The 26242-nt window shown below is 66.8% G+C and carries 23 protein-coding genes; 14 read left to right on the top strand and 9 right to left on the bottom strand.

Annotated features, from left to right (window positions below):
* Nucleotides 1-187 precede the first annotated feature (187 nt).
* Complete coding sequence (yegQ, locus tag IB255_RS14650) at nt 188-1591, top strand: tRNA 5-hydroxyuridine modification protein YegQ (RefSeq protein ID WP_081519097.1); 1404 nt, start codon at nt 188-190, stop codon at nt 1589-1591.
* A gap of 98 nt (nt 1592-1689) precedes the next feature.
* Here yegQ and IB255_RS14645 read toward each other — a convergent pair whose 3' ends face one another.
* Nucleotides 1690-2397 (bottom strand): DUF3142 domain-containing protein, encoded by a 708-nt coding sequence (locus IB255_RS14645; protein WP_081519096.1) that lies wholly within the window; start codon nt 2395-2397, stop codon nt 1690-1692.
* A gap of 5 nt (nt 2398-2402) precedes the next feature.
* Entirely contained in the window at nt 2403-4580 is a 2178-nt protein-coding gene (locus tag IB255_RS14640) for an outer membrane assembly lipoprotein YfiO (protein ID WP_081519095.1), read from the bottom strand.
* A gap of 243 nt (nt 4581-4823) precedes the next feature.
* On the opposite strand from IB255_RS14640, the gene nirK reads away from it, so the two are divergent.
* The 6 genes from nirK to IB255_RS14610 all read left to right on the top strand — a co-directional run bounded on the left by nirK (nt 4824) and on the right by IB255_RS14610 (nt 9408).
* Nucleotides 4824-5975, top strand: coding sequence for a copper-containing nitrite reductase (nirK, locus tag IB255_RS14635; protein ID WP_081519094.1), 1152 nt, complete (start codon nt 4824-4826; stop codon nt 5973-5975).
* A 65-nt stretch (nt 5976-6040) separates the two neighbouring features.
* The gene (locus IB255_RS14630) at nt 6041-6868 is read left to right on the top strand and encodes an SUMF1/EgtB/PvdO family nonheme iron enzyme (RefSeq protein ID WP_081519093.1); all 828 of its coding nucleotides are present in this window, start codon (nt 6041-6043) and stop codon (nt 6866-6868) included.
* 65 nt (nt 6869-6933) lie between these two features.
* The gene (locus IB255_RS14625) at nt 6934-7662 is read left to right on the top strand and encodes a Crp/Fnr family transcriptional regulator (RefSeq protein ID WP_139791608.1); all 729 of its coding nucleotides are present in this window, start codon (nt 6934-6936) and stop codon (nt 7660-7662) included.
* Between the two features lie 96 nt (nt 7663-7758).
* Nucleotides 7759-8430 (top strand): iron-sulfur cluster repair protein YtfE, encoded by a 672-nt coding sequence (gene ytfE / locus IB255_RS14620; protein WP_081519092.1) that lies wholly within the window; start codon nt 7759-7761, stop codon nt 8428-8430.
* Nucleotides 8431-8538: 108 nt separating this feature from the next.
* The gene (locus IB255_RS14615; RefSeq protein ID WP_081519091.1) at nt 8539-9222 is read left to right on the top strand and encodes a Crp/Fnr family transcriptional regulator; all 684 of its coding nucleotides are present in this window, start codon (nt 8539-8541) and stop codon (nt 9220-9222) included.
* Between the two features lie 3 nt (nt 9223-9225).
* On the top strand, nt 9226-9408 hold the full coding sequence (locus IB255_RS14610; RefSeq protein WP_081519090.1) for a protein DnrP: 183 nt from the start codon (nt 9226-9228) through the stop codon (nt 9406-9408).
* 182 nt (nt 9409-9590) lie between these two features.
* Here IB255_RS14610 and IB255_RS14605 read toward each other — a convergent pair whose 3' ends face one another.
* From IB255_RS14605 to IB255_RS14580, 6 genes are all read right to left on the bottom strand, one after another.
* Nucleotides 9591-11438 carry a nitric oxide reductase activation protein NorD gene (locus tag IB255_RS14605; RefSeq protein WP_081519089.1) on the bottom strand — a complete coding sequence of 616 codons (1848 nt, stop codon included), beginning with the start codon at nt 11436-11438 and terminating at the stop codon, nt 9591-9593.
* Between the two features lie 66 nt (nt 11439-11504).
* Nucleotides 11505-12929, bottom strand: a complete 1425-nt coding sequence (locus IB255_RS14600) for a cbb3-type cytochrome c oxidase subunit I (protein ID WP_081519088.1) — start codon at nt 12927-12929, stop codon at nt 11505-11507.
* A 2-nt stretch (nt 12930-12931) separates the two neighbouring features.
* Nucleotides 12932-13372: a c-type cytochrome gene (locus tag IB255_RS14595; RefSeq protein WP_045213987.1), complete on the bottom strand. Its 441-nt coding sequence runs from the start codon at nt 13370-13372 to the stop codon at nt 12932-12934.
* Nucleotides 13373-13485: 113 nt separating this feature from the next.
* Entirely contained in the window at nt 13486-13734 is a 249-nt protein-coding gene (locus IB255_RS14590; RefSeq protein ID WP_081519087.1) for a cytochrome C oxidase subunit IV family protein, read from the bottom strand.
* Entirely contained in the window at nt 13731-14324 is a 594-nt protein-coding gene (locus tag IB255_RS14585) for a cytochrome c oxidase subunit 3 (protein WP_081519086.1), read from the bottom strand. The genes IB255_RS14590 and IB255_RS14585 overlap by 4 nt, the downstream gene beginning before the upstream one ends.
* Entirely contained in the window at nt 14308-15105 is a 798-nt protein-coding gene (locus IB255_RS14580) for a CbbQ/NirQ/NorQ/GpvN family protein (protein WP_081519085.1), read from the bottom strand. The genes IB255_RS14585 and IB255_RS14580 overlap by 17 nt, the downstream gene beginning before the upstream one ends.
* 200 nt (nt 15106-15305) lie before the next feature.
* Here IB255_RS14580 and IB255_RS14575 point away from each other — a divergent pair, with 200 nt between their 5' ends.
* The 7 genes from IB255_RS14575 (at nt 15306) to IB255_RS14545 (ending at nt 23361) form a co-directional block, all read left to right on the top strand.
* On the top strand, nt 15306-15617 hold the full coding sequence (locus IB255_RS14575; protein WP_054910310.1) for a c-type cytochrome: 312 nt from the start codon (nt 15306-15308) through the stop codon (nt 15615-15617).
* Between the two features lie 74 nt (nt 15618-15691).
* The gene (gene nosR, locus IB255_RS14570; RefSeq protein ID WP_081519084.1) at nt 15692-17839 is read left to right on the top strand and encodes a transcriptional regulator NosR; all 2148 of its coding nucleotides are present in this window, start codon (nt 15692-15694) and stop codon (nt 17837-17839) included.
* Nucleotides 17840-17866: 27 nt separating this feature from the next.
* On the top strand, nt 17867-19774 hold the full coding sequence (gene nosZ, locus IB255_RS14565) for a TAT-dependent nitrous-oxide reductase (protein ID WP_081519083.1): 1908 nt from the start codon (nt 17867-17869) through the stop codon (nt 19772-19774).
* A 59-nt stretch (nt 19775-19833) separates the two neighbouring features.
* Nucleotides 19834-21099, top strand: coding sequence for a nitrous oxide reductase family maturation protein NosD (locus tag IB255_RS14560; protein ID WP_081519082.1), 1266 nt, complete (start codon nt 19834-19836; stop codon nt 21097-21099).
* Nucleotides 21096-22004 carry an ATP-binding cassette domain-containing protein gene (locus IB255_RS14555; RefSeq protein WP_081519081.1) on the top strand — a complete coding sequence of 303 codons (909 nt, stop codon included), beginning with the start codon at nt 21096-21098 and terminating at the stop codon, nt 22002-22004. The genes IB255_RS14560 and IB255_RS14555 overlap by 4 nt, the downstream gene beginning before the upstream one ends.
* Nucleotides 22001-22825, top strand: coding sequence for an ABC transporter permease (locus IB255_RS14550; protein ID WP_081519080.1), 825 nt, complete (start codon nt 22001-22003; stop codon nt 22823-22825). Before IB255_RS14555 ends, IB255_RS14550 begins: the two co-directional genes overlap by 4 nt.
* Nucleotides 22826-22839: 14 nt before the next feature.
* Nucleotides 22840-23361 (top strand): nitrous oxide reductase accessory protein NosL, encoded by a 522-nt coding sequence (locus IB255_RS14545; RefSeq protein WP_081519079.1) that lies wholly within the window; start codon nt 22840-22842, stop codon nt 23359-23361.
* On the opposite strand, the gene IB255_RS14540 is transcribed toward IB255_RS14545, so the two are convergent.
* Entirely contained in the window at nt 23355-26204 is a 2850-nt protein-coding gene (locus IB255_RS14540; protein ID WP_081519078.1) for an EAL domain-containing protein, read from the bottom strand. The two genes, IB255_RS14545 and IB255_RS14540, sit on opposite strands and share 7 nt — an antisense overlap.
* Between the last annotated feature and the right edge of the window lie 38 nt (nt 26205-26242).

Here is a 26242-nt window from a genome sequence, read left to right as displayed (position 1 = left end):
GTAGGATGGGTGGAGCGCAGCGATACCCATGCTGCCGGCGCCAGGTATTGATGGGTATCGCTTCGCTCCACACCATCCTACGAAGAGCCTGACGGCGCGGATAGCGCATCCGTTGACCTCGCTCAGCACGCGCAGCCCGCGGATTTCCTAGAGTGGCGGCCTTTTTCCCACTACCCGCTGCGCCGCCATGTCCCCCACGCCGTTTTCCCCCGAACTGCTCTGCCCCGCCGGCTCGCTGAAGAGCCTGCGCCACGCCTTCGCCTATGGCGCCGATGCCGTCTACGCCGGCCAGCCACGCTACAGCCTGCGGGTGCGCAACAACGAGTTCGACCACGCCAACCTCGCCACCGGCATCCACGAGGCCCACGCCCAGGGCAAGCGCCTCTACGTGGTGGTCAACATCGCCCCGCACAACGCCAAGCTGAAGACCTTCCTGCAGGACGTGGAGTCGGTGATCGCCCTTGGCCCGGATGCGCTGATCATGTCCGATCCCGGCCTGATCATGCTGGTTCGCCAGCATTTCCCCGAGGTTGATATCCATCTCTCGGTGCAGGCCAATGCGGTGAACTGGGCCAGCGTGGAGTTCTGGCGCCAGCAGGGGCTCAAGCGGGTGATCCTGTCCCGCGAGCTGTCGCTGGAGGAAATCGGCGAAATCCGTGAGCGCGTGCCGGGCATGGAGCTGGAAGTCTTCGTCCACGGTGCGCTGTGCATGGCCTACTCCGGGCGCTGCCTGCTGTCGGGCTACATCAACCGCCGCGACCCCAACCAGGGCACCTGCACCAACGCCTGCCGCTGGGAATACCAGACCCACGCCGCCCATGAGGACGAGCTGGGCCACGCGGTGCGCAACGTCGAACCGACCCTGGGCATCGGCGCGCCGACGAAGGAAATCGTCCTGCTCGAAGAAGGCAACCGCCCCGGCGAGCTGATGGAGGCGTACGAGGACGAGCACGGCACCTACATCATGAACTCCAAGGACCTGCGAGCCATCCAGCACGTGCAACGTTTGACGCAGATGGGTGTGCATTCGCTGAAGATCGAAGGTCGGACCAAGTCCCACTACTACGTCGCGCGCACTGCCCAGGCCTACCGCAAGGCCATCGACGATGCCGTCGCCGGGCGCGCCTTCGACCTCGGCCTGATGGACACCCTGGAGTCCCTCGCCCACCGCGGCTACACCGAGGGCTTCCTGCGCCGCCATGTGCACGACGAGTACCAGAACTACCAGTACGGCCACTCGCTGTCCGAGCGCCAGCAGTTCGTCGGCGAGTTCACCGGCGAGCGCCGAAATGGGCTGGCCGAGGTGCGGGTGAAGAACCGTTTCGAGATGGGCGACAGCGTCGAACTGATGACCCCGGCGGGCAACCGCACCTTCCGCCTGCACGCGCTGGAGAACAACCGCGGCGAATCCATCGGCGTCGCGCCCGGCGACGGGCATGTGGTCTACCTCCCACTACCCGAGGAGCTGGACCTGCAATACGCGCTGCTGATGCGCAACCTGAAGGGCGGCTCGACCCGCGATGCGCGGGAACCGGCGGCAGCCGGCGGTTGCGGGAGCGATTGCGGAAAGTGCGGGTGTGGCGGGAACTGACTGACCGCCGGAGTTTCCCTGCAGGAGCGGGCCATGCCCGTGATCGCGCCCGTGGGGCGCCCCTGCAGGGGAGCCCTGCGCAATTCCGACCTGCGCTGCTAAGGGTTCTGCAGGAACACCACATACCCCCTGAACCACCGGCTCTTCGCCAGGTAGGCCGGTGCCTGCCATTCCCCGTATTGCGCCAGTCCGATGCGGAAGGGCAGTTGCAGGCGCGCCACGCGCGGCAGGTAAGCCTGGTAGTTGGGGATGGTCTGGCGCCCCTGGTAGGTCTGTACCACCACTTCGTCCACCACGCCGGCCAGGCGGTTGATGGTCTCAGGCGCAGCGTTGCTGCCCCAGTCCATCAGCCCGGTGATGCTCAGCTTGCAGCCCGCAGGCAGGCGCGTGCGCAGGTCCTGGAGGAAGTCGACGTACTCGTTCAGGTAGCGCGTGCGCGCATCGAAGTCGATCTGCACGCCGACCACCGGATTGCCGGCGGCTCGCCAGCGCCGCAGTTGCGAGAGCAGGGTGCGGTAGATGTCTTCGTTCCAGCGCAAGGTGTGGGCGCGGTAGACCACCCACACCTCGCCCTGTTTCAGGCGCGGGATGGCGATGCCCTGGGCGATCAGCCGGGCGCGACCATCGCTATGGCGCGGCGCGCTGACCTGCCCCTGCAGGACGTAGAGAGTGCGTGCCTGGGCCAGCACGGGCTGGGGCGCGACGCCGCTCCAGAGCCAGAACGCGTCGTGGTCCGCGGCGTCCACGCCGGCCGCCGGGGTGTTGCCCGCGAGCAACGCCAGCGCCAGGGCCAGCACGCGCCGCACGGGGCTTACCAGTAGTACTTCAGGGACTTCGCCCAGGGCGTGGCGGAGTACTGGCCCTTGAGGGTGCGGAACCACTGCTTGCGCTGCGACGGGGCGATGTCCTGGCTGCCGCAGCCGTTATAGCCGCTGGGCGCGAAGCAATTGATGGCGCGGAACAGCGCGTAGGCGCGGTCCTCTTCCACGGCCTGCTTGTCGGCGATGACCTTGAGGTAGCCGTCCATGCGCGAGTAGGCCGTCCCGGGGAACAGCGATTCGCCGCCGCCCAGTTCGCGCTCGCTGGGCTGGGTATCCAGCGGGAAGCCGTCCAGGCCGTTGCGCAGGATGAACTCGCCGAGGCAGTTCAGCGCCTTGGGCGGCTGCGGGCTCTGCAGCAGGTCGCGGGCGACGTCGACGATGGCCGGGCATTCGTAGCCGCTGTCGTTCTTGCCGCCCGGCCACTGGAACAGCGACAGCGGCATGCTGCCGTAGAGGTAGCCGATGCTCGCGCCCAGCGGCTTGCCGCTGCCGTCGGTGGGCAACAGCGCGAGGTCGTCGATATAGGCCTGGTACTGACCGTGCAGCAGGTCCTTGTAGAGCAGCGCGAACAGCGCGGTATCGCGCTCCTCCACCGAGATGCTGGTGGATTTCGCCTGCTGGCGCAGCAGGTCGGGGCCGGCGACATGGCGCAGGAGAATCTCGCGGATGATCGGCGTATGCACCGGCGAGCCTTCGGCGAAGACCTTCACCAGACGGTCGCTGCGCTCGTAGTTGAAAGCCAGCGCCAGCTCCAGCTGTTCGCGCTGCAGCGGTTGCTCGGCGAGCGGCAGCAGGCGTAGCCAGAGCTTCTCGGCGGCGATCCAGTCATTGCCGGCTTCCAGGGCGAAGCCCCGCAGGGCCTGCTGGCTGAAGGCAAGGTAATCGAGCTTGGCCGGCAGCTCTTCGGGCAGGGATTTCAGTGCCTCGGCGGGCTTTTCCTCGACGTACAGCAGGAAGGCCGCCGTCAGGTAGTCGTGCAGGCCGGGGTACTTGGCGAACAGGTCCTTCTGCGCGGCCAGCCCGGCGGCGTCGAGGGCGCGGGGCTCGTTGGGTTCGTGGTGGCGCATCTGCATCAGGTCGAGCACCGCCAGCAGGCGCGCGTCGCGCACGTCGGCAGGATGGGCGGTGACCAGCAGCTTGTTGTCGACTTCCTGAACCAGTTGGGCGAGGTCATCGGCATCCTCGCGGGCGAACAGTTCGGCGTACTCGCCAGCCAGTCGGCTTTCATCGCTCATCAGCCAGTAGACGCGGCGCGTCAGGCCCTTGGCCGAAGCGCTGTACCGGCCCTGTGGATAAGCCTTGAGGTAGTCGCCCAGCGCGGTGTCGGCCTGGGCGAGGATTTTCTTGTCGACCTTGCGCAGGTCCGGGTAGCCCATCTCGTCGAAGGCGTTCTGCTGCGCCTGGTTGAGCAGGGCACGGGCGACCATGTAGCGCGAGGTTTCCTTCAGCCAGGGCTGGTCGCTGTCCTGCAGGGCGCGGAAGGATTTCAGCGCGTCGCCGAAACGCCCGCTGTAGAAGTCCGCGGCGCCCTTGAGGTAGCTGCGGTAGGCCAAGGCCTGCGCACTCTGCAGGTCACCCGGCAGCAGCACGCTGAGCTGGGTTTCGTCCCACTGGCAGGCGCCCAGCAGGGTCAGGCGCGCGCGGGCCAGGTCCTGGCGTTCGGCGGCGGAAAGGCTGTCGACCAGCAACAGCTGGCTGAGGAAATCCTGGGCGGTGCCCGCGTTGTTGCTGCGGCAGCGACTGCCTTCGCCGCTGGCGAAGCTGTCCGCGGAGGATTGCACGGCATCCGCCGGCAGGCCGATACGCGCGGCGAGGTCGGCCAGCGGTGCGGTGCTGGCAGCGCTGGCGCTGTCGGTCGAATCCCCTGGCGCGGCACCTTCCAGCCAGCGCGCCAGCGGGAACGGCACCTGGCCGTAGCCCAGTTGCTGCTCATCGTCGGTCAGCGCGCGATTGGGAATGCTGGCCTGGCCGGCGTCGGCCAGCAGCAGCTGCAGGTTGACCCGGCTGTCGTTGCCCGGGCTGAGGAACGGCAAGCTGTTGCACACGTCCAGCGAGTCGCGCTTGAGGTTCCAGCTCGGGTAGCAGGAGTCGTCGCTGCTCGCGCGCGCTTCCTGCACGCCAAGGCAGCCGGTGATCAGGGCCAGCAGGGTCAGTCCGTACAGACGCATGAATGATCCTTGTCCGTTGCAGCCCGCACGCCGGGCCGGAATTCAGAGCAGGAAGAATCTTACCTCGCCGCGCCCGGTCTTGCCCGCCTGCATGGGTACAAGACTGTAAACGCGATCTACCGCACAACAGAGCCTGCGACACGTTGTCCAGCTGATTCCTTCTTTGTTCCGGCTCAAAGAAGGAATCTGCCGACCGGGTATTTCTGTAGCCAACGACAGTTCGTCGATTACGGAGAGTTATCCATGTTTGATCAGGAAGAGATTTCGCTTTCCCGCCGCACCCTGCTGGCCGGCGCCGTGGTGCTGGGCGTTACCGGCAGCATGCTCGGCAGCGGCAAGGCCATGGCCGACGGGGAGGCAGCGCCGAAGAACATGGGTCCGGCCCTGGACCTCTCGAAGCTGGAGCACGTCCAGGTCGAGCTGGTCGCTCCGCCCTTCGTCCATGCCCATGAACAGCGCGCCAAGGGCAAGCCCAAGGTCGTGCAGTTCCGCATGGTGATCGAGGAGAAGAAGCTGGTCATCGACGACGATGGCACCGAGATCCACGCCATGACCTTCAACGGCTCGGTGCCCGGCCCGATGATGGTGGTACACCAGGACGACTACCTGGAGCTCACCCTGGTCAACCCGGCGACCAACACCCTGACCCACAACATCGACTTCCATGCCTCCACCGGCGCCCTGGGCGGCGGCGCGCTGACCATCATCCAGCCCGGCGAGGAAGTGAAGCTGCGCTTCAAGGCCACCCGCCCCGGCGTGTTCGTCTACCACTGCGCACCGGGCGGCGCGATGATCCCATGGCACGTGGTCTCGGGCATGAACGGCGCGATCATGGTGCTGCCGCGCGACGGCCTGAAGGACCGCGAAGGTAAATCCCTGAAGTACGACAAGGTGGTCTACATCGGCGAGCAGGACTACTACGTCCCGCGTGACAAGGACGGCAAGTTCAAGCGCTACGGCACGCCGATGGAAAGCTACAACGACATGCAGGAAGTCATGAAGGGGCTGATCCCCAGCCACATCGTGTTCAACGGCAAGGTCGGCGCCCTCACCGGCAAGAACGCGCTCAAGGCCAACGTCGGCGAGACCGTGCTGATCGTCCACTCCCAGGCCAACCGCGATACCCGCCCGCACCTCATCGGCGGCCATGGCGACCACGTCTGGGCCACCGGCAAGTTCCACAACCCGCCGGAGGAAGACCTGGAAACCTGGTTCATCCCGGGCGGCGCGGCCGGTGCGGCGCTGTACACCTTCCTGCAGCCGGGCCTGTACACCTACCTCAACCACAACCTCATCGAGGCTGTGCTGCTGGGCGCTGCGGCGCACATCCAGGTCGAAGGCCAATGGAACAACGACCTGATGAGCCAGATCCAGCCACCGACTGCGATCAAGTAAGCCCCGAGGCCGGCCCATCCGGGCCGGCCCTTTCCCCCTAATCGATACCGGCGACCAGGCAGACCATGCGCAAGACCATCCTGATCGGCGTACCCGCCGTACTGCTGCTGGGCGGGGCCCTCCTCCTGCTGCGGCCACAGTACGCACCAGAGCTCGCGCCACAAACCGTGCGGCTCGAGCCCCGCGACTTCGACTTCCGCCCGGCGGGCGACTACTGGCTGGAGAAGCAGGCGGTGGATGCGCCGTCGCAGCGTGAACACCTGTCCCCGCGCTTCGAAGTCATGAAATTCCAGGTCAGCCAGGGCGAATACGCCCGCTGCGTGGCCGAGGGCGATTGCCTGGCGCTGGACAACCTGGCACTGGACAACAGCGCTCCCCGCGACGACCTGCCCCTGACCGGTGCCAGCCTGCTGGACGCGCAGCTCTACGCCGACTGGCTGTCCAAACGCACCGGCCAGCAATGGCGGCTGCCGACCGACCGCGAGTGGGCCTTCTTCGCCGGCACGCGCTGGGCCGACGATGCCCTGCGCATCGAAGACGATGATGGCAGCAACCCTGCCCGACGCTGGCTGGCTCGCTACCGCCTGGAAGCGGAGACCCGTACCAGCGCCTCGGCGCTGCCCCAGGCGCGCGGCAACCACGGGCTGAACGAATACGGCGTGGCCGACCTGGGCGGCAACGTCTGGGAGTGGACCCAGAGCTGCCACCAGCGGGTCAACCTCGACGCCCAGGGCACCCAGACCCACCGCGCCGAGTACTGCTCGATCCGCATCGCCGAAGGGCGCCATCGCGCGGCGATCAACGACTTCGTCCGCGATGCCCGCGGCGGCGGCTGCAGCGCCGGCCAGCCACCGGACAACCTCGGTTTCCGCCTGGTCAGAGATATCCCTTGATTCCCCTCAAGTTTCGTCGCAGCGCTTAACCGTTATGCTGCGGCGAACCGACGGGAATCACTGCCGTGACCGCTGATATCTCGCTGAACCGCGCCTGGCTGGGCAGCTTGCCGCCATTCGCCAACAGCAGCCGCGAGGAACAGGACGACATCCTCCGCCAGGCCAGCATCCTGCGCCTGAACAGCGGCGTGGCCGTGTTCGAGCAAGGCTCGCCGGCGACCAGCTTCTACCTGCTGGTGCACGGCCGGCTCAAAGCCACCCAGCTCACCGGCGACGGCCAGCGCGTGCTGGTGCGCGTGGTCAATCCGGGTGATCTGTTCGGCTTCGTCCGCGCCCTCGGCCGGCGCGACTACCCCGCCACCGCCACGGCCAGCCAGGACAGCCTGGTCCTCGCCTGGCCCACCGGCCAGTGGGAACCCCTGCTCGCCCGCCACCCCGGCTTCGCCCTGAACACCGTGCAGGCCATCGGCGAGCGCCTGCAGGAAGCCCACGTGCGCTTCTGCGAGCTGGCCACCGAAGAGGTCGAACGGCGCGTCGCCCACACCGTGTTGCGCCTGGTGCAGCAGTCAGGTCGACCGGAGGCCGACGGCATCCGCATCGATTTCCCGGTCACCCGCCAGGACATCGCCGAGATGACCGGCACCACCCTGCACACCGTCTCGCGCATCCTGAGCGCCTGGGAAGACCGCGGCCTGGTGGTCGGCGGCCGGCAGAAGCTGCTGGTGTGCAACCCGCAGCAATTGATGCGGGTCGCCGGCGGCGACGAGCGGGAAGTGGTGCACGAGGGCGCTTGACTGCAATCAAGGAGACCGACGCGCCGCTTTCCCTAGACTCACCACCACCGCCACGACGACTGCGGCCGCCGTGCCCCACTCCACCCGAGGCCCGCCATGACCGACAACCTCACCGAGCGCACCCTGAGCGACCTGGCCTTCAGCCTGCCGGGCAGCTCCGCGCTGTTCCACGACTACAAGCTCGACTTCTGCTGCGCCGGCCAGCGCAGCCTGGGCGAAGCCGCCAGCGAACAGGGCCTCGACGCCCAGCGCATCGCCGCCGAACTGCAGTCGCTGCCGCCTGCCAACGACCAGACCGACTGGCGCCTGACCAGCAACGACCAGTTGATCGACCACATCCTCGAGCGCTACCACAAGGTCCATCGCGAACAGCTGCCGGCGCTGATTCCGCTGGCCGAGCGCGTCGAGAAGACCCACGCCGCGCATCCGCAATGCCCGGCCGGGCTGACCGCGCACCTGAAGAAGATGCAGGAAGAACTGGAATGGCACATGTGCAAGGAGGAAAGCGTGCTGTTCCCCTGGCTGCGCCAGGGCATCCCGCTGACCCACGTGCAGGGCCCGATCGGCGTGATGCGCCATGAGCACGACGAACACTCGCAATCCCTCGCCGCGCTGGCTGACCTGACCGACGACCTCACCGTGCCGGCGGACGGCTGCAACAGCTGGCGCCGGCTCTACAGCGGCCTGGAAGAGCTGCGCCGCGACCTGATGCAGCACATCCACCTGGAGAACAACCTGCTGTTCCTGGGCGCCAACCACCCGGCCTGAGTGCCGGACCGGGAGCCAGGAGGGCGACCAGTGACAGCTTGTCTCACCACGCTGCCCAGCGGCATCGCGCATACTGGCGGGATTGTCCCCGCCCAGGAGCGCTCCGCCATGCTCGCGCATCGCGTCCACCACCAGATTCTGTGCGGCCACCATCTGTTCAACGTGCTCAACGAAGAACAGCTGGAGCAGCTGCTCGCCACCAGCACGCTGCTCAACCTGGAGAAAGGCGACAAGCTGTTCCTCCAGGGTGAGCCGGCCCACTCCTTCTATTTCGTGATTTCCGGTGCGGTGAAGATCTACCGCCTGACGCCGGAGGGACAGGAAAAGGTGCTGGAGGTCGTCGGCAGCCGGCAGACCTTCGCCGAAGCCATGATGCTGATGGACACCTCCGACTACGTGGCCTCGGCCCAGGCGCTGGAGCCCACGCAGGTCTACCGCTTCGCCAACCGCACCTACATGGAGTTGCTGCACAGCAACCCGCAGCTGCCCTTCTCCCTGCTCGCCACTCTCTGCGTGCGCCTGCACCGGCGGATCAACGAGATCGAGACGCTGTCGCTGAAGAACTCCACCCACCGCGTGGTGCGCTACCTGATCACCCAGCTCAACCGCCATGGCAACCAGGACGGCCGCTTCGAACTGCCGATGGCCAAGCAACTGGTGGCCGGGCACCTGTCGATCCAGCCGGAGACCTTCTCCCGCGTGCTGCGGCGACTGATCGACGAGAAGATCATCGACCTCAACGGCCGCACCGTGCAGGTGCTCGATGTGGCGCGGCTGGAACAGTTCGAGTAAGCCATGCGCCAGTGCCTGTACTGCCAGCACGAGAGCCCCGAGGATGCTGCGGACTGCCCGCAGTGCGGGATGCCCCTGCCGGTGGACCAGGAACTGGCGAAGCAACGCAGGCTGCGGCGCTTCGCCTGGTACTGCGCCATTCTCGCGGTGTTCTGCGGGGTGATGATGGTGTGGTTGCCGCGCTGATTCCCGCTTTCCGCCGCTACCTGTGAACACCCTGTAGGGCGCATAACGCCCCAGGCGTTATCCGCCGCGGCGGATGAAGCGTCCCGCTTCATTCGCCCTACGTCCCCGATCCGACCCCGTGGTTTCACCCTGTAGGAGCGGGCCATGCCCGCGATCGCGCGCAGGGCGCGCCCCCACAATGGTCAGCCCTGCCGGCGGGTGAGCTGCCGGTAGAGCTGCGGCAACTGCACCGGCAGCTGCGCCGGATCGTTGATCAACAGATAGCCCTGGCTGCCGAACAGGTGCGGCAGGTAGTCGGCCGCCTCGCGGTCGATGGTGATGCAGAACGGCACCAGCCCCGCGCGACGGGCTTCCAGCACGGCCTGGCGGGTGTCCTCGACACCGTAGCGCCCCTCATACAGGTCCAGGTCATTGGGCTTGCCGTCGGTGAGGATCAGCAGCACCCGCTGGCGCTCCTTGCGTTCGAGCAGCAACTGCGTCGCCCGACGGATCGCCGCGCCCATGCGCGTGTAGTAGCCCGGTCGCAGCGCGCGGATGCGCCCGCGCACCACATCGTTGTGGCGCTCATCGAAGGTCTTCAGCTGGGTCAGGCGCACCTGCTGGCGGCGCAGCGAGGAGAACCCGTACAGGGCGAACCGGTCGCCCACCGCCTGCAGCGCCTCGCCGAACAGCAGCAGACTGTCGCTGATCAGGTCGATCACCCGGTGGTCGTTGTCGATGTGCGCGTCGGTGGACATCGACAGGTCCGCCAGCAGCAGGCACGCAAGGTCGCGGCGGGTCTGCCGGCGCTCGAGGAACAGTCCGGGCTCGCTGCAGGCGCCGAGGCGCCGCTCGACGCTGAAGTCCAGCCAGGCTTCCAGGTCCAGCTCCGCGCCCTGGGGTTGCCGGCGCAGCCATTGGGGCTGCTGGCGCAGGCTCTCGAACTGCCGGCGCAGGCGCCGCGCAATGGGCGCCAGGGAGTCCGGCAGCGGCGCCGGAACGGCATCGCGGGGCAGCATCGGCTGCAGACAGACGTGGTCGTCGATCAGTTGCTGGCGACGGTAATCCCATTCCGGCAGGCGAATGCCCTCGCCCAGCGGCACGTCGTCGAAGTCGGCGGCCGGCAGGTCGAGGTCGAGCTTCAGCCCGCCGCCCTTCTTCTGCCGTTGTCGGGACATGCTCAGGTGATCGAGGTCGTCGGCGACCTTCGCCGCGTCGAGGTCCTCGCTGTCGTCGCCGGCGCGATCCAGTTCGATGTGCTCGGACCAGCTGAACAGGTTTTCCAGGCGGAACAGCAGCAGGCCGCCGCGACCGGGGTCCTGCTCGACCCGCTCGGCGCGCTTGCGTGCCAGGCCCTTGGCTTCGCTGTGGGCGGAGCGGCCGTGCTCGTCGCCGTCGATCAGGTCGGTGTGCTGCGGCGCGGCCAGTCGTTGCGGCGGGTAGAGCCACAACGGCACCGGCCACGGCGCCTTTTCACTGCGTGGCAGACGCTCGACGCTACCCGGATCGCGCAGCGCCCGTTGCAGCGCCAGCTCCAGTTCTGCTTCCGCCGGTGGCAGATCAGCGGGGTCGGGACGCAGACCGAGCAGCGCTTCCACCAGTCGACGGTAGCGCGGGCGCAGCAGCGGGTAGCGCTCCAGCACGGCGCAGGTCCAGGTCTGGTTGTCGCGCGCCCAGTGGCGCATCGGCTGGCTGTGCGCGGCCAGCAGCGCCAGCCAGCGGTAGAGCTCGCGGTTCAGTTCGGCGTCGGGGTATACAGCCAACTGCGCGGGCAGGCGCAGGGAATCAGCGTCGAACCAGGCCACCGGCAATTGCTGGCAGGTGCCGGCCACCTGCTGCAGCAGGCTGCGGCGCACCAGCAGTTCGCGGGCGCTGGCCGCCTCCACGCCGACCCCGGCCTCGCCGCCGGTGCCGCGGAACAGTAGCAGCAGGCTGCGCCGCACTTCCTCCAGGCTGACTGCCGCCTCTTCGAACTCCGGGCTGGCGCGGCGCGTGATGAAGCGGTGCCAGACGCGGCCGAAGCCTTCTTCGATTTCGAGGTGGATGGTCATGGCGCCCCCTGCAGAACGAAAAAAGGGCCCGCCGCAAAGCGGTCGGGCCCGGGTGGACGGTATCGATCAGCTCACCTGAGCCGCGCCCGAGGCAACGGCCACGCGGCCGCGCTGGCGGAAGCTCAGCAGGTAGCAGATCAGCCCGATGAAGAAACCGACACCGGAGTACAGGCGCAGCCAGAAGAAGATCTTCAGCTGGTCGACCGTGGCCATGAACGGCATGGCGGCGCCATCGGCGGGCATGCGCTGCAGCCAGACCTGGACGATGCCGGCGGCGGTGAGCATCAGGGTGATCAGCAGCATGGAGATGGTCATCAGCCAGAAGCCCCAGATCTCCAGGCTCTGCGCACGGGCGTCAGGCGCTTCGCCGATGCCCCGCAGGCGCGGCATGGCATAGCTGATCATGGTCATGACGATCATCGCGTAGGCGCCGTAGAAGGCCAGGTGGCCGTGGGCGGCGGTGAGCTGCGAGCCGTGGGTGTAGTAGTTCACCGGAGCCAGGGTGTGCAGGAAGCCCCACACGCCGGCGCCAAGGAAGGCGGTCACGGTGGTGCCCAGCGCCCACAGCGCGGCGGCCTTGTTCGGGTGCTCGCGGCGACGACGGTTCACCATGTTGAAGGCGAACAGCACCATGGCGAAGAACGGCAGCGGCTCCAGCGCGGAGAAGATCGAACCCAGCCACAGCCAGACCTGCGGCGCGCCGATCCAGAAGAAGTGGTGGCCGGTGCCGATGATCCCGGTGATCAGGGCCATGGCGATGATCACGTAGAGCCATTTCTCCACGACCTCGCGGTCGACGCCGGTGATCTTGATCAGCACGAAGGCCAGCATCGCGCCCATGATCAGTTCCCACACGCCTTCCACCCACAGGTGCACGACCCACCACCAGTAGTACTTGTCGCGGGACAGGTTTTCCGGGTTGTAGAAGGAGAACAGGAAGAACACCGCCAGGCCTACCAGGCCGGTCATCATCACCACGCTGACGGCAGTCTTGCGGCCCTTGAGCATGGTCATGCCGATGTTGAAGAGGAAGCCCAGCGCCACCACCACGATACCCATCTTGGTGATCGTCGGCTGCTCGAGGAACTCCCGGCCCATGGTCGGCAGCAGCTCGTTGTGGGTCAGCTTCGCCAGGCCCGCGTAGGGCACCAGCAGGTAGCCCAGGATGGTCAGCACGCCGGCGATGGCGAACACCCAGAACAGCACGATGGCCAGTTTCGGGCTGTACAGCTCGCGGTCGGCCTCTTCGGGGATCAGGTAGTAGGCCGCGCCCATGAAGGCGAACAGCAGCCAGACGATCAGCAGGTTGGTGTGCACCATCCGCGCGACGTTGAAGGGGATCGCCGGGAACAGGAAGTCACCGACCACATACTGCATGCCCATGATCAGTCCGAAGACGATCTGCCCGACGAAGAGCATCAGGGCGAACACGAAGTACGGCTTGGCCACCGACTGCGAGGCGAATTTCAGATAGGGATTGCCCGGGTTCATGTTCAACCCTCCTTGTTCGGCGGCCATTTGTTGGTGTCGATCTTCGATGTCCACAGCAGGAACGCCGCAAGGTCAGTGACCTCCTGGTCGCTCAGGTGGAACTGCGGCATCTGCCGGCGACCGGGCACGCCCAGCGGCTGCATCTTCATCCAGGCCGCGAGGAAGCTGCCAAAGGCCGCGTCACCGCCACGGCGGACCGCTACGTTGCCCAGCTCCGGCGCGAAGTAGGCGCCTTCGCCGAGGATCGAGTGGCAACCCACGCAGTTGTTCTGCTCCCACACCAGCTTGCCGCGCACCACCGATTCGGTGAGCTCACTCTGGTTGGTGCGCTTGGGGAAGGTGGTTTCGGTGTGATAGGTCAGCGCGAGGAATACCAGGAAGAAGAAAACGCCTCCTCCCAGGTAGATGTTCCTCGCCATCCCTTTGGTAAATGTCTCTGACATGGGGCCCTCCTAGGTCACGGTCGGGGCCATTGTAGGAAGCGACCTAGGACCTCTCGCTTGATGGCAATCAAGAAAGACCAATGCTTCCAGTCAGGTATTTTTTCGAAGAAAAATCAGGGAGTTGCGTGCAGGGCCAGAATCACGCCGGTGACCACCAGCGGCCAGCCGAGCAGCAGCGCTTGCCACAGTCGCGGGCCGTGGCTGAGCTCCATGAAGCGCAGCGTGATGATCCAGGCCTTGCCCAGGCCCAGCAGCAGGATCGCCGCCACCGGCAGCAGCAGGTCGGGTGCATGGTGACCGAGCCAGACCGAGGCGACGGACATCGGCAGCATCAGCAGCCAGGCGAGCAGCAACGTCCTCATGAGCCAGGCGCCAGCACGTAGACCAGCGGGAACAGCACCACCCAGACCAGGTCGACCATGTGCCAATACAACGCGCCGGACTCCAGCCCGCCCAGGGCGTCGCTGCGGTAGGTGCCGCGCAGGCAACGCAGGGTCATCCAGCCGAGGATCACCAACCCCAGCAGCACGTGCAGGAAGTGGAAGCCGGTGATCAGCCAGAACAGGGTGAAGAAGGTGCTGTACTCCAGGTCCAGCCCGCGTGCGGCGAGGTGATGGTATTCGCCGGACTTGAGCACCACATGGGCCAGTCCCAGCAGCACGGCAATGCCCAGCAACACGGCCGCTCGGCGCTGGCGGCCGTGGCGTATCTGCTCCACCGCCAGCGCCGCGCAGAAGCCGGCGGTAAGCAGGGTCAGGGTCAGCGCCAGGGCGGTGGACAGGTCCAGCTGCGCGCGCCCGGCGCGAAAGCCTTCGACGTCCAGGTGCTGGGTCACGGCGAAGACGATGATGAGGATGGCGAAGACGGTCAGCTCGGCGAGGATGAAGAACCACATCGCCAGGTCGCCCGGCAGGTGCCGGGCGCTGAGCGTCGCCTCAGGCGAAGTGGACATCGACCAGGTCCATCAGCGCGGCGACCGTGGCCTCGTCGTCCGACAGCGGCTCGGCCAGCCCGGCGCGACAGGCATCACGCGGCGCCACGCCGGCCTGCAGCAGGCGCGCAGTGAGTACCAGCAGGCGCGTCGAGCAGACCTCTTCCAGCTCCTGCCGGCCCAGGCGGCGCAGGGCCACGCCCAGTTGTGCCAGGCGCTGCGCCAGCTCGGAAGAAGCCCCGGCCTCGCGGGCGATGATGCCGGCTTCCACTTCCGGCGTCGGGTAATCGAAGCGCAGGGCGACGAAGCGCTGGCGCGTACTGGGCTTCATGCCCTTCAGCAGGTTCTGATAGCCGGGGTTGTAGGACACCACCAGCATGAAGCCCGGCGGCGCCACCAGGGATTCACCGGTGCGTTCGATGAACAGCTCGCGGCGATCGTCCGCCAGCGGGTGCAGCACCACCACGGTGTCCTGCCGCGCTTCCACCACCTCGTCCAGGTAGCAGATGCCGCCCTCGCGCACCGCGCGGGTCAGCGGGCCGTCCTGCCACCAGGTGCCGTCGCTGCCGATCAGGTGACGGCCGACCAGGTCCGCCGCCGACAGGTCGTCGTGGCAGGCCACGGTGTACAGCGGCAGGTTCAGGCGCTGCGCCATGTGCTGGACGAAGCGCGTCTTGCCGCAGCCAGTCGGGCCCTTGATCAGCACCGGCATGCCCTGCGCGGAGGCGTGGGTGAACAGCGCCACCTCATTGCCTGAAGGCTGGTAGAAGAGCGGCGGATCGTTCTGCACAGGGGCATTCATGACGGGCGAATCTCAGTAGGAAGTTTCGGGTAGCAAGCTATCCAGCGCGACGGATTGCCTCAAGCACGTCGCCGGAAGTTCTTGATTGGCATCAAGCGGAAGCCGCATGGGCCGCTCCTAGAATCGCCACAGACGCCGGGCGGGAAGCCGGCGAAAACGATCGGCGCCTCGAAGCGCCAAGCCTGTGAGGAGAGACGTTCATGAACAAAGCCCTGGTAGCCCTGCTGTTCGGCGGCCTGCTGGTCCAGACAACCGCGATGGCCAGCACCGGCGAGGAGCTGTTCAAGGCGAAGGCCTGCGTGGCCTGCCACTCGGTCGACAAGAAGCTCGTCGGCCCCGCCTTCCATGACGTCGCCGCCAAGTACGGCCCGCAGGCCGATGGTGTCGCCCACATCACCAACAGCATCAAGACCGGCAGCAAGGGCAACTGGGGCCCGATTCCGATGCCAGCCAACGCCGTGAGCCCGGAAGAAGCCAAGACCCTGGCCGAGTGGATCGTCACCCTGAAGTGACCTGCCGCGTGAGATGGGCGCCCACCGCCTTCTGACGCAGTTCTGCCCGTTCGGGCATGGAGGAAGGAGGCCTCATGGTGGGCGTTCGCGAGTGGTTCAGGCTCCTGGTCGGCTGTCTGTTGCTGATGGCCGGCCTGGTGGTCCAGGGTGCGGAGCTCAGTGATCTGGAGCGGACGCGCATCCAGCAGGTGTTTCCCCAGGCCGATCATATCGGCGAACCCGAAGGCGAGTACGGCGTGCGGCGCCTGTCCCACGGCGACAAGTTGCTGGGCTATGCCTTCCAGAGCATCCGCGTCACCCGCATGCCCGCGTATTCGGGCAAGCCGATCAACCTCCAGGTGATCCTCGATCCGCAGGCGGTGATCCGCGACAGCTACGTCCTCGAACACCATGAGCCGATCCTGCTGATCGGCATTCCCGAAGAGAAACTTCACGCCTTCACCGCCGGCTACTCCGGGCTGCGCGCCGACCAGCGGGTCGCCGTGGGCCGCTCCGGCGATCCGCAGACGGTCACCGTGGATGCCGTCGCCGGCGCCACCGTGACGGTCATGGTGGTCAACGAGATCGTCATGCGCGCCGCCCGTACCGTGGCGGTGTCGCTCAAGCTGATCAAGGACGACGGACAGGTGCGGCCCAAGCCCGCCATCGTCCGCGCCGACGCCTACCAGCCGGCGAGCTGGAGCGAGCTGCTGGGCAATGGCGCGATCCGCCAGCTGAAACTGACCCGCGGGCAGATCGATGATGCCTTCAAGGGCACCGCCGCGGAGAAGGTCGACCAGGCCCGCGATGCGCAGCAGCGCGAAGACACTTTCATAGACCTCTATACCGCCCTGCTGAACCCGCCCAATGTCGGCCGAAACCTGCTCGGCGACAGGCAGTACCGCGAGCTGATGGACTCCCTGAAGCCGAACGAATACGCCGTGGTGGTAATGGGCAGCGGCGAGTACTCGTTCAAGGGCTCGGGTTATGTGCGCGGCGGCATCTTCGACCGGGTGCAGATCCGCCAGTTCGGCGACATCCTCAGCTTCCGCGACCTCGACTACCAGCGCCTGTCGGATACCTATGCCGAGGGCATGCCGCACTTCGTCGAGATGGCGATCTTCATCGTCCGCGCCGCGCAGCGTTTCGACCCCGGCACCCCGTGGGACCTGGAACTGCTGGTGCGGCGCCAGACCGGCCCGGTGGACAGCCTCTTCACCACCTTCGACCTGGGCTACCAGACGCCCGAAGGCTACCTCGACCGGCCACAACCGACCGCTGCGGAACTGGAGGCGCTGGCCGATGCCAAGCGGCCGATGTGGTTGCGCGTCTGGTACCAGAAGAGCTTCCAGATCGGCGTGCTGCTCAGTGCCCTGGGGCTGCTCGCGGTGATCCTGTTCCTGCAGGACACCCTGACCCGCCGTCCGCAACTGCTGCACTGGCTGCGCCGGGGTTACCTGTTGTTCACCCTGACCTACATTGGCTGGTACTGCCTGGGGCAGCTGTCGGTGGTCAACGTGCTGACCTTCGTCCACGCGTTGTTCGAAGGCTTCCGCTGGGAACTGTTCCTCATCGACCCGGTGCTGTTCATCCTCTGGACCTTCACCGCCGCCAGCATCCTGCTCTGGGGCCGCGGCGTGTTCTGCGGCTGGCTGTGCCCCTTCGGCGCCCTGCAGGAGCTGCTCAACGAGGCCGCGCGCAAGCTCAAGGTGCCGCAGTACGAGCTGCCCTTCGCCGTCCACGAGCGGCTCTGGGCGATCAAGTACATCGTCCTGCTGGTGCTGTTCGGCCTATCCCTGGAGTCGCTCTCCACCGCCGAGCGCTTCGCCGAGGTCGAGCCCTTCAAGACCGCCATCACCCTGCACTTCGACCGCCAGTGGTGGTTCGTCGCCTACGTGGTGTTGCTGCTGGTCCTCAACCTGTTCACCCGCAAGGTCTATTGCCGCTACGTCTGCCCGCTCGGCGCGGCGCTGGCGATCCCCGGCAAGGCCCGCCTGTTCGACTGGCTAAAGCGGCGCAAGGAGTGCGGCCAGCCCTGCCAGCTGTGCGCCAAGGAATGCGAGATCCAGGCCATCCACCCCGATGGAAGGATCAACGCCAACGAGTGCCACTACTGCCTCGACTGCCAGATGACCTACCACAACGAGAACAAGTGCCCGCCGCTGGTGAACAAGCGCAAGAAGCGCGGCAAGCGGGCAACTGCCAGCGACGACGACCAGTTGATTGCAGTGCAACAGATCTGACCATTTGCCTTCAGGAAGGAGCAGGAAATGACTGACAAGAAACAGCAGCACGACGAGATCGCCGGGCTCAGCCGGCGGGGCTTCCTCGGTGCCTCCGCGGTCACCGGCGCAGCGGCGCTGGTGACCGCGGGCTCGATGGGCGCGTTCACCTCTCGCGAGGCCTGGGCCGACGCGGTCAAGTCGGCCCAGGACAAGATCCACATCGCCCCCGGTGAGCTGGACGAGTACTACGGCTTCTGGAGCGGCGGCCACCAGGGCGAGGTTCGCGTGATGGGCATCCCATCGATGCGCGAGCTGATGCGCATCCCGGTGTTCAACGTCGACTCGGCCACCGGCTGGGGCCTGACCAACGAGAGCAAACGCGTCCTCGGCGACAGCGCGCATTTCCAGAACGGCGACTGCCACCACCCGCATATCTCGATGACCGACGGCAAGTACGACGGCAAGTACCTGTTCATCAACGACAAGGCCAACAGCCGCGTCGCGCGCATCCGCCTGGACATCATGAAGTGCGACCGCATCACCACCATTCCCAACGTCCAGGCCATCCACGGCCTGCGCCTGCAGAAGGTGCCGCACACCCAGTACGTGTTCTGCAACGCCGAGTTCATCATCCCCCACCCCAATGACGGGACGAGCTTCGACATCACCGGCGACAACGCCTTCACCATGTACAACGCGCTGGATGCCGAGACCATGGAAGTGGCCTGGCAGGTCATCGTCGACGGCAACCTCGACAACAGCGACATGGACTACACCGGCCGCTTCACGGCCGCCACCTGCTACAACTCGGAGAAGGCCACCGATCTGGCCGGCATGATGCGCAACGAGCGCGACTGGGTGGTGGTGTTCGACGTCCCGGCGATCGAGAAGGAGATCAAGGCCAAACGCTTCATCACCCTGGGCGACAGCAAGGTGCCGGTGGTCGACGGGCGCAAGAAGGACGGCAAGGACAGCGTCGTCACCCGCTACATCCCGGTGCCGAAGAACCCCCACGGCCTCAATACCTCGCCGGACGGCAAGTACTTCATCGCCAACGGCAAGCTCTCCCCCACCTGCAGCATCATCGCCATCGACAAGCTGCCCGACCTGTTCTCCGGCAAGCTCAAGGACCCGCGCGACGTCATCGTCGGCGAACCGGAGCTGGGCCTGGGCCCGCTGCACACCACCTTCGACGGCCGCGGCAACGCCTATACCACGCTGTTCATCGACAGCCAGCTGGTGAAATGGAACATCGCCGACGCAATTCGCGCCTACAAGGGCGAGAAGGTCGACTACATCCGCCAGAAGCTCGACGTGCACTACCAGCCAGGCCACAACCACGCGACGCTGACCGAGACCAAGGAGGCCGACGGCAAGTGGATCATCGTGCTCAGCAAGTTCTCCAAGGACCGCTTCCTGCCCACCGGCCCGCTGCACCCGGAGAACGACCAGCTGATCGACATCTCCGGCGACGAGATGAAGCTGGTGCACGACGGCCCCACCTTCGCCGAGCCGCATGACTGCATCCTCGCCCGCCGCGACCAGATCAAGACCCGCAAGATCTGGGACCGCAAGGACCCGTTCTTCGCCGAGACCGTGGCCATCGCCAAGCGCGACGGCATCGACCTGATGCAGGACAACAAGGTCATCCGCGACGGCAAGAAGGTCCGCGTCTACATGACCTCTTCCGCGCCCGCCTACGGTCTTACCGAGTTCACCGTGAAACAGGGCGATGAAGTCACCGTCACCATCACCAACCTGGACGAGATCGAGGACGTCACCCACGGCTTCGTCGTGGTCAACCACGGCGTGAGCATGGAGATCAGCCCGCAACAGACCTCCTCCATCACCTTCACCGCCGACAAGCCCGGCCTGCACTGGTACTACTGCAGCTGGTTCTGCCATGCGCTGCACATGGAAATGGTCGGCCGCATGCTGGTGGAAAAAGCCTGACGAGCAGGCCCCTGGCCCCGCCGGCAAGCGCCGGCGGGGTATCGACGAGAAGGTGTTGCATGGGACTCACCCGGCCCGACCTTGCCCTGTCGCTGCTGCTCGCGGCAAGCGTCCAGGCACAACCGCAAGCCATCGACCAGTTGCCCCTGCAGGGCGACGGCGACATCCGCACGCTGCCGGCCGGTACGTACAGCGGCAACTTCACCATCGACCATCCGCTGCACCTGCGCTGCGCGCCTGGCGCCCTGTTCGACGGAGAAGGGACCGGCAGCACGTTGCACGTGCGGGTGCCCGGCGTCGTCATCGAGGGCTGCGCGCTGCGCAACTGGGGCCGCGACCTGACCGCCATGGACGCGGCGATATTCATCGACAAGGCCGCCCACGGCACCGTGGTGCGCGGCAATGACCTGCAGGGCGCCAGCTTTGGCATCTGGCTCGACGCGACGGCTGACGTGCAGGTGCTCGACAACCGCATCCAGGGCGACCCCAGCGTTCGCTCCCAGGACCGCGGCAACGGCATCCACCTCTATGCGGTGAAGAACGCCCTGGTGCGCGGCAACCAGGTGCGCCAGACCCGCGACGGCGTCTACATCGACACCTCCAACGACAGCAGCATCGAAGACAACCTCTTCGAGGACCTGCGCTACGGCGTGCACTACATGTTCACCCACAACAGCCGCGTCATCGGCAACACCACCCGGCACACGCGCACCGGCTATGCGCTGATGCAGAGCCGCAAGCTCACCGTGGTCGGCAACCGCTCGGTGGACGACCAGAACTACGGCATCCTGATGAACTACATCACCTACTCCACCCTCACCGGCAACCGCGTCGAAGCCGTGCGCAGCGGCGATGGCGGCGGCGACGCGATGATTGCAGGCGCCGAGGGCAAGGCCCTGTTCATCTACAACTCACTGTTCAACCGCATCGAGGACAACCGCTTCGAAAGCAGCGCCCTGGGCATCCACCTGACCGCCGGCTCCGAAGACAACCGCATCAGTGGCAACGCCTTCATCGGCAACCGCCAGCAGGTCAAGTACGTCGCCAGCCGGACCCAGGAATGGTCCGCCGACGGGCGCGGCAACTACTGGAGCGACTACCTGGGCTGGGACCGCAACGCCGACGGCATCGGCGACGTCGCCTACGAGCCCAACGACAAGGTCGACCAGTTGCTCTGGCTGTACCCACAGGTGCAACTGCTGATGACCAGCCCCGCCATCGAATTGCTGCGCTGGGTCCAGCGCGCCTTTCCCGTCACCCGTCCACCCGGCGTGCGCGACAGCTTCCCGCTGATGCGAGCCGCTGACCTGGAGCCGCAACCATGAACCCCGTGGAAATCCGTGACGCAACCCTGGACTACGGCGGCTTCACTGCCCTGCATGGGCTCGATCTGCAACTGGGGGCCGGGGAAGTCCTCGGCCTGCTTGGACATAACGGCGCCGGCAAGACCACCACGATCAAGCTGATCCTCGGCCTGCTGCGCCCGACACAAGGCTCGGTGCGAGTCTTCGGCCAGTCGCCGGGCGATGCGGCGGTGCGCCGGCGCATCGGCTTCCTGCCGGAAAACGTGACCTTCTATCCACAGCTGACCGGCCGCGAAACCCTGCAGCACTTCGCCCGGCTCAAGGGCGCGCGGCCTGCCGAAGTGGACGAGTTGCTCGAACAGGTCGGCCTCAGCCACGCCGCGCAGCGCCGGGTGAAAACCTACTCCAAGGGCATGCGCCAGCGCCTCGGGCTGGCCCAGGCGCTGCTCGGCGAGCCACAACTGCTGTTGCTCGACGAGCCCACCGTCGGCCTCGATCCGTTGGCCACCATCGAGCTCTACCAATGGCTGGACCGCCTGCGCGCACAGGGCACCGGGATCATCCTCTGCTCTCACGTACTGCCCGGCGTGGAATCGCATATCGACCGCGCCGCGATCCTGGCCAAGGGCCGCCTGCTCACCGCCGGCAGTCTTGCCGACCTGCGCCGGGACGCCGGCCTGCCGGTACGTATCCGCTACGCAGGTAAACCCGACAGCGACTGGCCGCAACACTGGCGCACCGTCGGCCATGAAGTCGCCGCCCTGGATGGCCGACGCCTGGAGCTACGGGTCGATGAAGGGCGCCAGCACGAAGTGCTCAGCGTGCTGCTCGCCGAGCAGGCGCAGGAGCTCGAAGTGCTGCCTCCATCGCTGGAGGACCTCTATCGCCACCATATGCAGAGCGCGCACGCGGGAGCCACGGCATGAACCCGATCTGGAACATCGCGCGCAAGGAACTGGCAGACGGCCTGCGCAATCGCTGGTTGCTCGCCATCAGCCTGCTGTTCGCCCTGCTGGCGGTCGGCATCGCCTGGCTCGGTGCCGCCGCCAGTGGCCAGGTAGGCTTCACCTCGCTACCGGCAACCCTGGCCAGCCTGACCAGCCTCGCTACCTTCCTGATGCCGCTGATTGCCCTGTTGCTGGCCTACGACGCCATCGTCGGCGAGGAGGAAGGCGGCACCCTGTTGCTCCTGCTGACCTACCCGCTGGGGCGCGGGCAGCTGCTGATCGGCAAGTTTCTTGGCCACGGCCTGATTCTCGGCCTCGCCACGCTGCTGGGCTTCTCCGCTGCCGCCCTGGCCATTGGCCTGCTGGTGCCGGGTATCCCGCTGGGGCAACTGCTGGGCTCGTTCGCCCGCTTCATCCTGTCGTCCTGCCTGCTGGGCTGGACCTTCCTGGCGATGGCCTACGCGCTGAGCGCGCGGGTCAGCGAAAAATCCACCGCCGCCGGCCTGGCGCTGGGTGTGTGGTTCTTCTTCGTACTGCTGTTCGACCTGGCCCTGCTCGCCCTGCTGGTGATAGGCAAGGGCCAGCTCAGCGCCAACCTGCTGCCCTGGCTGCTGTTGCTCAACCCCACCGACCTGTACCGGCTGATCAACCTGCCTGACTTCGGTTCCGAGCTGGGCGGCGTACTGACCCTCGGCCGCGACCTCGCCGTTCCCGTCGCCGGCCTCTGGCTGGCGCTGAGCGCCTGGACCCTGGCCGCGCTCGCGCTGGCCTATGCGCTGTTCCGCCGACGCCCGATCTGACTCAAGGAGCCCCCATGCTGCTGTCCCGTCCCCTTCGCCTCGGCCTCGCCGCCGGGTTCTTCAGCTTGCTGCTCGGCGGCTGCGACGATGCTGCCCAACAAAGTGCCAACCTGGGCCCTGTGCCCTTCCAGAACGGTGAGGAATGCCACGTCTGCGGTATGGTCATCAGCGACTTCGCCGGTCCCAAGGGTGAAGCCGTGGCCCCCGGAGCCGTACACAAGTTCTGTTCCACCGCCGAGTTGCTGGGCTGGTGGCTGCAGCCGGAAAACCAACACAGCGGCGCGCGCCTGTATGTGCATGACATGGCCCGCAGCGACTGGAACCATCCCGACGACCGCCACCTGATCGACGCCACCAGCGCCTTCTACGTGGTCGGGGTGAAGCGTCCCGGCGCCATGGGCGCCACCCTCGCGTCATTCTCCGAACTCGCAGACGCGGAACGCATGGCCAATGCCGAGGGTGGTCGGGTGCTGCGTTTCAGCGAGATCGACCAGAGCGTGCTGCAGGGTGTTTCAGGCGACCACCAGCATCACTGACCCAGCCGGTCGCTTCTCTCCAGCAGCGCCAGGCAGGCATCCGCCGGCACCGGCTGGCTGATCAGGTAGCCCTGAATCTCGTCGCAACCATGGGCGCGCAGGAAGCGCAGCTGCTCGGCCTGCTCGACGCCTTCGGCCACCACCTTCAGTTCCAGGCTGTGCGCCATGGCGATGATCGCGCGGGTGATGGCCGCGTCTTCGCCGCGCTCGGACAGGTCGCGGATGAAGGTCTGGTCGATCTTCACGTAGTCCACCGGGAAGCGTTTCAGGTAGCTGAGCGAGGAGTAACCGGTACCGAAGTCGTCGATGGCCAGCTTCACGCCCATCTCGCGCAGTTGCTGGAAGGTCGTGGTGACGCTCTCGACGTTGTCCAGCAGCTGGCTTTCGGTGAGCTCCAGCTCCAGCAGGTGGGACGGCAGGCCGGTATCCTCCAGCACGGTGCGCACCAGGTCGACCAGGTTGCCGGTGCGCAACTGGTGTACCGAGAGGTTGACCGACACCCGCAACTCGCGGCCCTGGAGCTGCCAGGCGCGCGCCTGCCGGCAGGCGCGGCGCAGGACGAACTCGCCGATGGCACCGATCAGCCCGGTTTCCTCGGCCAGACCGATGAAATCGCTGGGCGGTACCATGCCCATCTCCGGGTGGCGCCAGCGCACCAGCGCCTCGGCGCTGTCCAGGCGCTCGTTGGCGAGGTTCAGCTTGGGCTGGTAGTGAACGTCCAGTTGGCCTTCGTCGATGGCCTTGCGCAGGCGGGTTTCCAGCTGCAGGCGCTCCAGGGTGCAGGCCTGCAGGTTGTCGGTGAAGAACTGGAAGGTGTTCCCGCCCAGGTGCTTGGCGTGCTGCATGGCCATGTTCGCCTGGCTCATCAGCGCGGAGATTTCCCAGGCGTTTTCCGGCAGCAGGCTGATGCCCACCGAGGCGCTGATCACCAGTTCGTGGCCGCCCACGGTCATCGGCGTGCGCAGCTTGGCCAGCAGGCGGCTGGACAGCCGCGCCAGCGCGGCGAGGCTGGCGTAGGAGTCGATCAGTACGGCGAACTCGTCGCCGGAAAGCCGGGCGATGGTGTCGGCCTCGGGCACGGTCTGGGTCATGCGCCGCGACATCTGCCGCAGCAACTGGTCGGCGACTTCGTGGCCGAGGCTGTCGTTGAGCAACTTGAAGCGGTCCAGGTCGATCAGCAGCAGCGCCGCCGTGCGGCCTTCCTGGCGCGCGCGCTGGCTGGCCTCGTGCAGGCGCTCCTTGAACAGCGTGCGGTTGGCCAGCCCGGTGAGTTCGTCGTAGTGCGACAGGTAGCGCAGGCGCTCCTCGGCGTCGCGGCGGGCGGTGAGGTCGGCGAAGAAGCCGACCACATGGGCGACCTGCCCGCGGCCGTCGCGCACCACGTTCAGTTGCAGCCACTGCGGGTACAGCTCGCCGTTCTTGCGCGTCTCGATCAGCTCGCCCTGCCAGGTGCCCTGGCGCTCCAGTTCGGTACGGATCGACTGGTAGCGCCGCAGCGCCTCCGACGATCCCATCAGGCGCGCGACGTTGTGCCCCAGCACTTCTTCGCGGCGGTAGCCGGTGAGGCGGGTGAAGGCTTCGTTGAGGGCGATCAGCCGGTAATCCGGGTCGAGGATGATGATGCCTTCGCTGGCGGCCTCGAACACCGTGGCGGCCAGGCGTTGTTCTTCCTCGCGCAGCTTGCGCGTGGAGATGTCGGCGCGGGTGCCGACCATCCGCGTGACCTGCCCGCGGCCGTCGCGCTCCATCACCCGACCACGGTCTTCCACCCAGACCCAGTGGCCCGCGGCGTGGCGCACGCGGTATTCGATGCGGTAGCCGTCGGTGCGGCCCTTGAGGTGCTCGACCAGCGCGCGGCGCAGCAGCGGCAGGTCATCGGGGTGCAGGCGCGGGCGCAGGTCGTTGCGTACGCTCTTCACCGCCGCCTGGGTCAGCCCGAAGATTTCTTCCAGGTGCGAGTGGTGCACTTCGTCGGTCAGCAGGTTCCAGTCCCACAGGCCCAGCTCGCTGGCTTCCAGTGCCAGAGCCAGGCGCGCCTCGGTATGACTGAGCTGGGCGCTGCCCGCCTCGACCCGCTCCTGCAGGGCATCGCGGGCGCGGCAGAGTTCACGTTCGGCGCGACGACGCTGCTCGACTTCGCGCTCCAGGTCCTGGTTCAGCGCCTCGGTCTGCGCCTTGGCGCGCTCCAGGTGCGCCACCAGCGCCTGGGCCTGGAAACGTCGCAGCAGGCCGACATGCACCACCCGGTGGATCTGCCAGGCCACCACCAGCAGCGCGGCCAGCAGGATCACCCCGAGCACGCCCCAGCCTTGCTGCAGCGGGTTATCGCTGATCAATAAATAGGCAATGGAGGGGAACAGGCAGGGCAAGGCAAAGGTGAGGAAGGCCGGCAGGCTGACCGCGTAGGCGACGCTGGCGGAGAGAATGGCCGCGGCGATCAGGCCGAAGACCAGGGATTGCTGGAGGAAGGCGTCCGGCGGCACCAGGGCGATGGCGGCGAAGGCGAGGGTCAGCCCCGACGCACCGGCGCCGAACAGGAAGGTGCGCTGCCAGTGCGGGCTGGCTTGGCGCTCGGCGGAAGCGGCGTTGAAGGCGGATACCTGGATCAGGCGCAGCACGGCCAGCAGCACCAGCCACACCAGCCAGCCGGCGAGCAGGCCCGGCTTCACGTAATCCCACAGCAAGCCAGCGCAGGCCAGGCCGTTGAGCAGCATGAGCAGGGTCGGCACCCGCGAGCCCTGATAGAGCAGGCGCGTGCGTTCGACGGCAATTTCGTGAGCGTACTGCTGGCGGATCTCGGCATGGCTCACCGGGATCGCCGAAGGCTCTACATAAGCGGTCATAGGCGTTTTTCTTGTAGGTGTCAGGCCTAGGCGTCGGC

The organism is Pseudomonas sp. PDM22 (genome assembly GCF_014851965.1).
Classification (GTDB): domain Bacteria; phylum Pseudomonadota; class Gammaproteobacteria; order Pseudomonadales; family Pseudomonadaceae; genus Pseudomonas.
Note: the sequence above shows the minus strand (reverse complement) of the source record. Positions and strands in the feature narration are given on the sequence as shown.

What these genes read in the sequence shown, in the direction of transcription:
- IB255_RS14540 (WP_081519078.1), bottom strand. Translation starts at nt 26,204, where the DNA reads ATGACCGCTTATGTAGAGCCTTCGGCGATCCCGGTGAGCCATGCCGAG.
- IB255_RS14615 (WP_081519091.1), top strand. Translation starts at nt 8,539, where the DNA reads ATGCTCGCGCATCGCGTCCACCACCAGATTCTGTGCGGCCACCATCTG.
- IB255_RS14630 (WP_081519093.1), top strand. Translation starts at nt 6,041, where the DNA reads ATGCGCAAGACCATCCTGATCGGCGTACCCGCCGTACTGCTGCTGGGC.
- IB255_RS14580 (WP_081519085.1), bottom strand. Translation starts at nt 15,105, where the DNA reads ATGAATGCCCCTGTGCAGAACGATCCGCCGCTCTTCTACCAGCCTTCA.
- IB255_RS14575 (WP_054910310.1), top strand. Translation starts at nt 15,306, where the DNA reads ATGAACAAAGCCCTGGTAGCCCTGCTGTTCGGCGGCCTGCTGGTCCAG.
- IB255_RS14560 (WP_081519082.1), top strand. Translation starts at nt 19,834, where the DNA reads ATGGGACTCACCCGGCCCGACCTTGCCCTGTCGCTGCTGCTCGCGGCA.
- IB255_RS14605 (WP_081519089.1), bottom strand. Translation starts at nt 11,438, where the DNA reads ATGACCATCCACCTCGAAATCGAAGAAGGCTTCGGCCGCGTCTGGCAC.
- IB255_RS14545 (WP_081519079.1), top strand. Translation starts at nt 22,840, where the DNA reads ATGCTGCTGTCCCGTCCCCTTCGCCTCGGCCTCGCCGCCGGGTTCTTC.
- IB255_RS14640 (WP_081519095.1), bottom strand. Translation starts at nt 4,580, where the DNA reads ATGCGTCTGTACGGACTGACCCTGCTGGCCCTGATCACCGGCTGCCTT.
- ytfE (WP_081519092.1), top strand. Translation starts at nt 7,759, where the DNA reads ATGACCGACAACCTCACCGAGCGCACCCTGAGCGACCTGGCCTTCAGC.
- nosZ (WP_081519083.1), top strand. Translation starts at nt 17,867, where the DNA reads ATGACTGACAAGAAACAGCAGCACGACGAGATCGCCGGGCTCAGCCGG.
- nosR (WP_081519084.1), top strand. Translation starts at nt 15,692, where the DNA reads ATGGTGGGCGTTCGCGAGTGGTTCAGGCTCCTGGTCGGCTGTCTGTTG.
- yegQ (WP_081519097.1), top strand. Translation starts at nt 188, where the DNA reads ATGTCCCCCACGCCGTTTTCCCCCGAACTGCTCTGCCCCGCCGGCTCG.
- IB255_RS14555 (WP_081519081.1), top strand. Translation starts at nt 21,096, where the DNA reads ATGAACCCCGTGGAAATCCGTGACGCAACCCTGGACTACGGCGGCTTC.
- nirK (WP_081519094.1), top strand. Translation starts at nt 4,824, where the DNA reads ATGTTTGATCAGGAAGAGATTTCGCTTTCCCGCCGCACCCTGCTGGCC.
- IB255_RS14595 (WP_045213987.1), bottom strand. Translation starts at nt 13,372, where the DNA reads ATGTCAGAGACATTTACCAAAGGGATGGCGAGGAACATCTACCTGGGA.
- IB255_RS14585 (WP_081519086.1), bottom strand. Translation starts at nt 14,324, where the DNA reads ATGTCCACTTCGCCTGAGGCGACGCTCAGCGCCCGGCACCTGCCGGGC.
- IB255_RS14600 (WP_081519088.1), bottom strand. Translation starts at nt 12,929, where the DNA reads ATGAACCCGGGCAATCCCTATCTGAAATTCGCCTCGCAGTCGGTGGCC.
- IB255_RS14590 (WP_081519087.1), bottom strand. Translation starts at nt 13,734, where the DNA reads ATGAGGACGTTGCTGCTCGCCTGGCTGCTGATGCTGCCGATGTCCGTC.
- IB255_RS14610 (WP_081519090.1), top strand. Translation starts at nt 9,226, where the DNA reads ATGCGCCAGTGCCTGTACTGCCAGCACGAGAGCCCCGAGGATGCTGCG.
- IB255_RS14550 (WP_081519080.1), top strand. Translation starts at nt 22,001, where the DNA reads ATGAACCCGATCTGGAACATCGCGCGCAAGGAACTGGCAGACGGCCTG.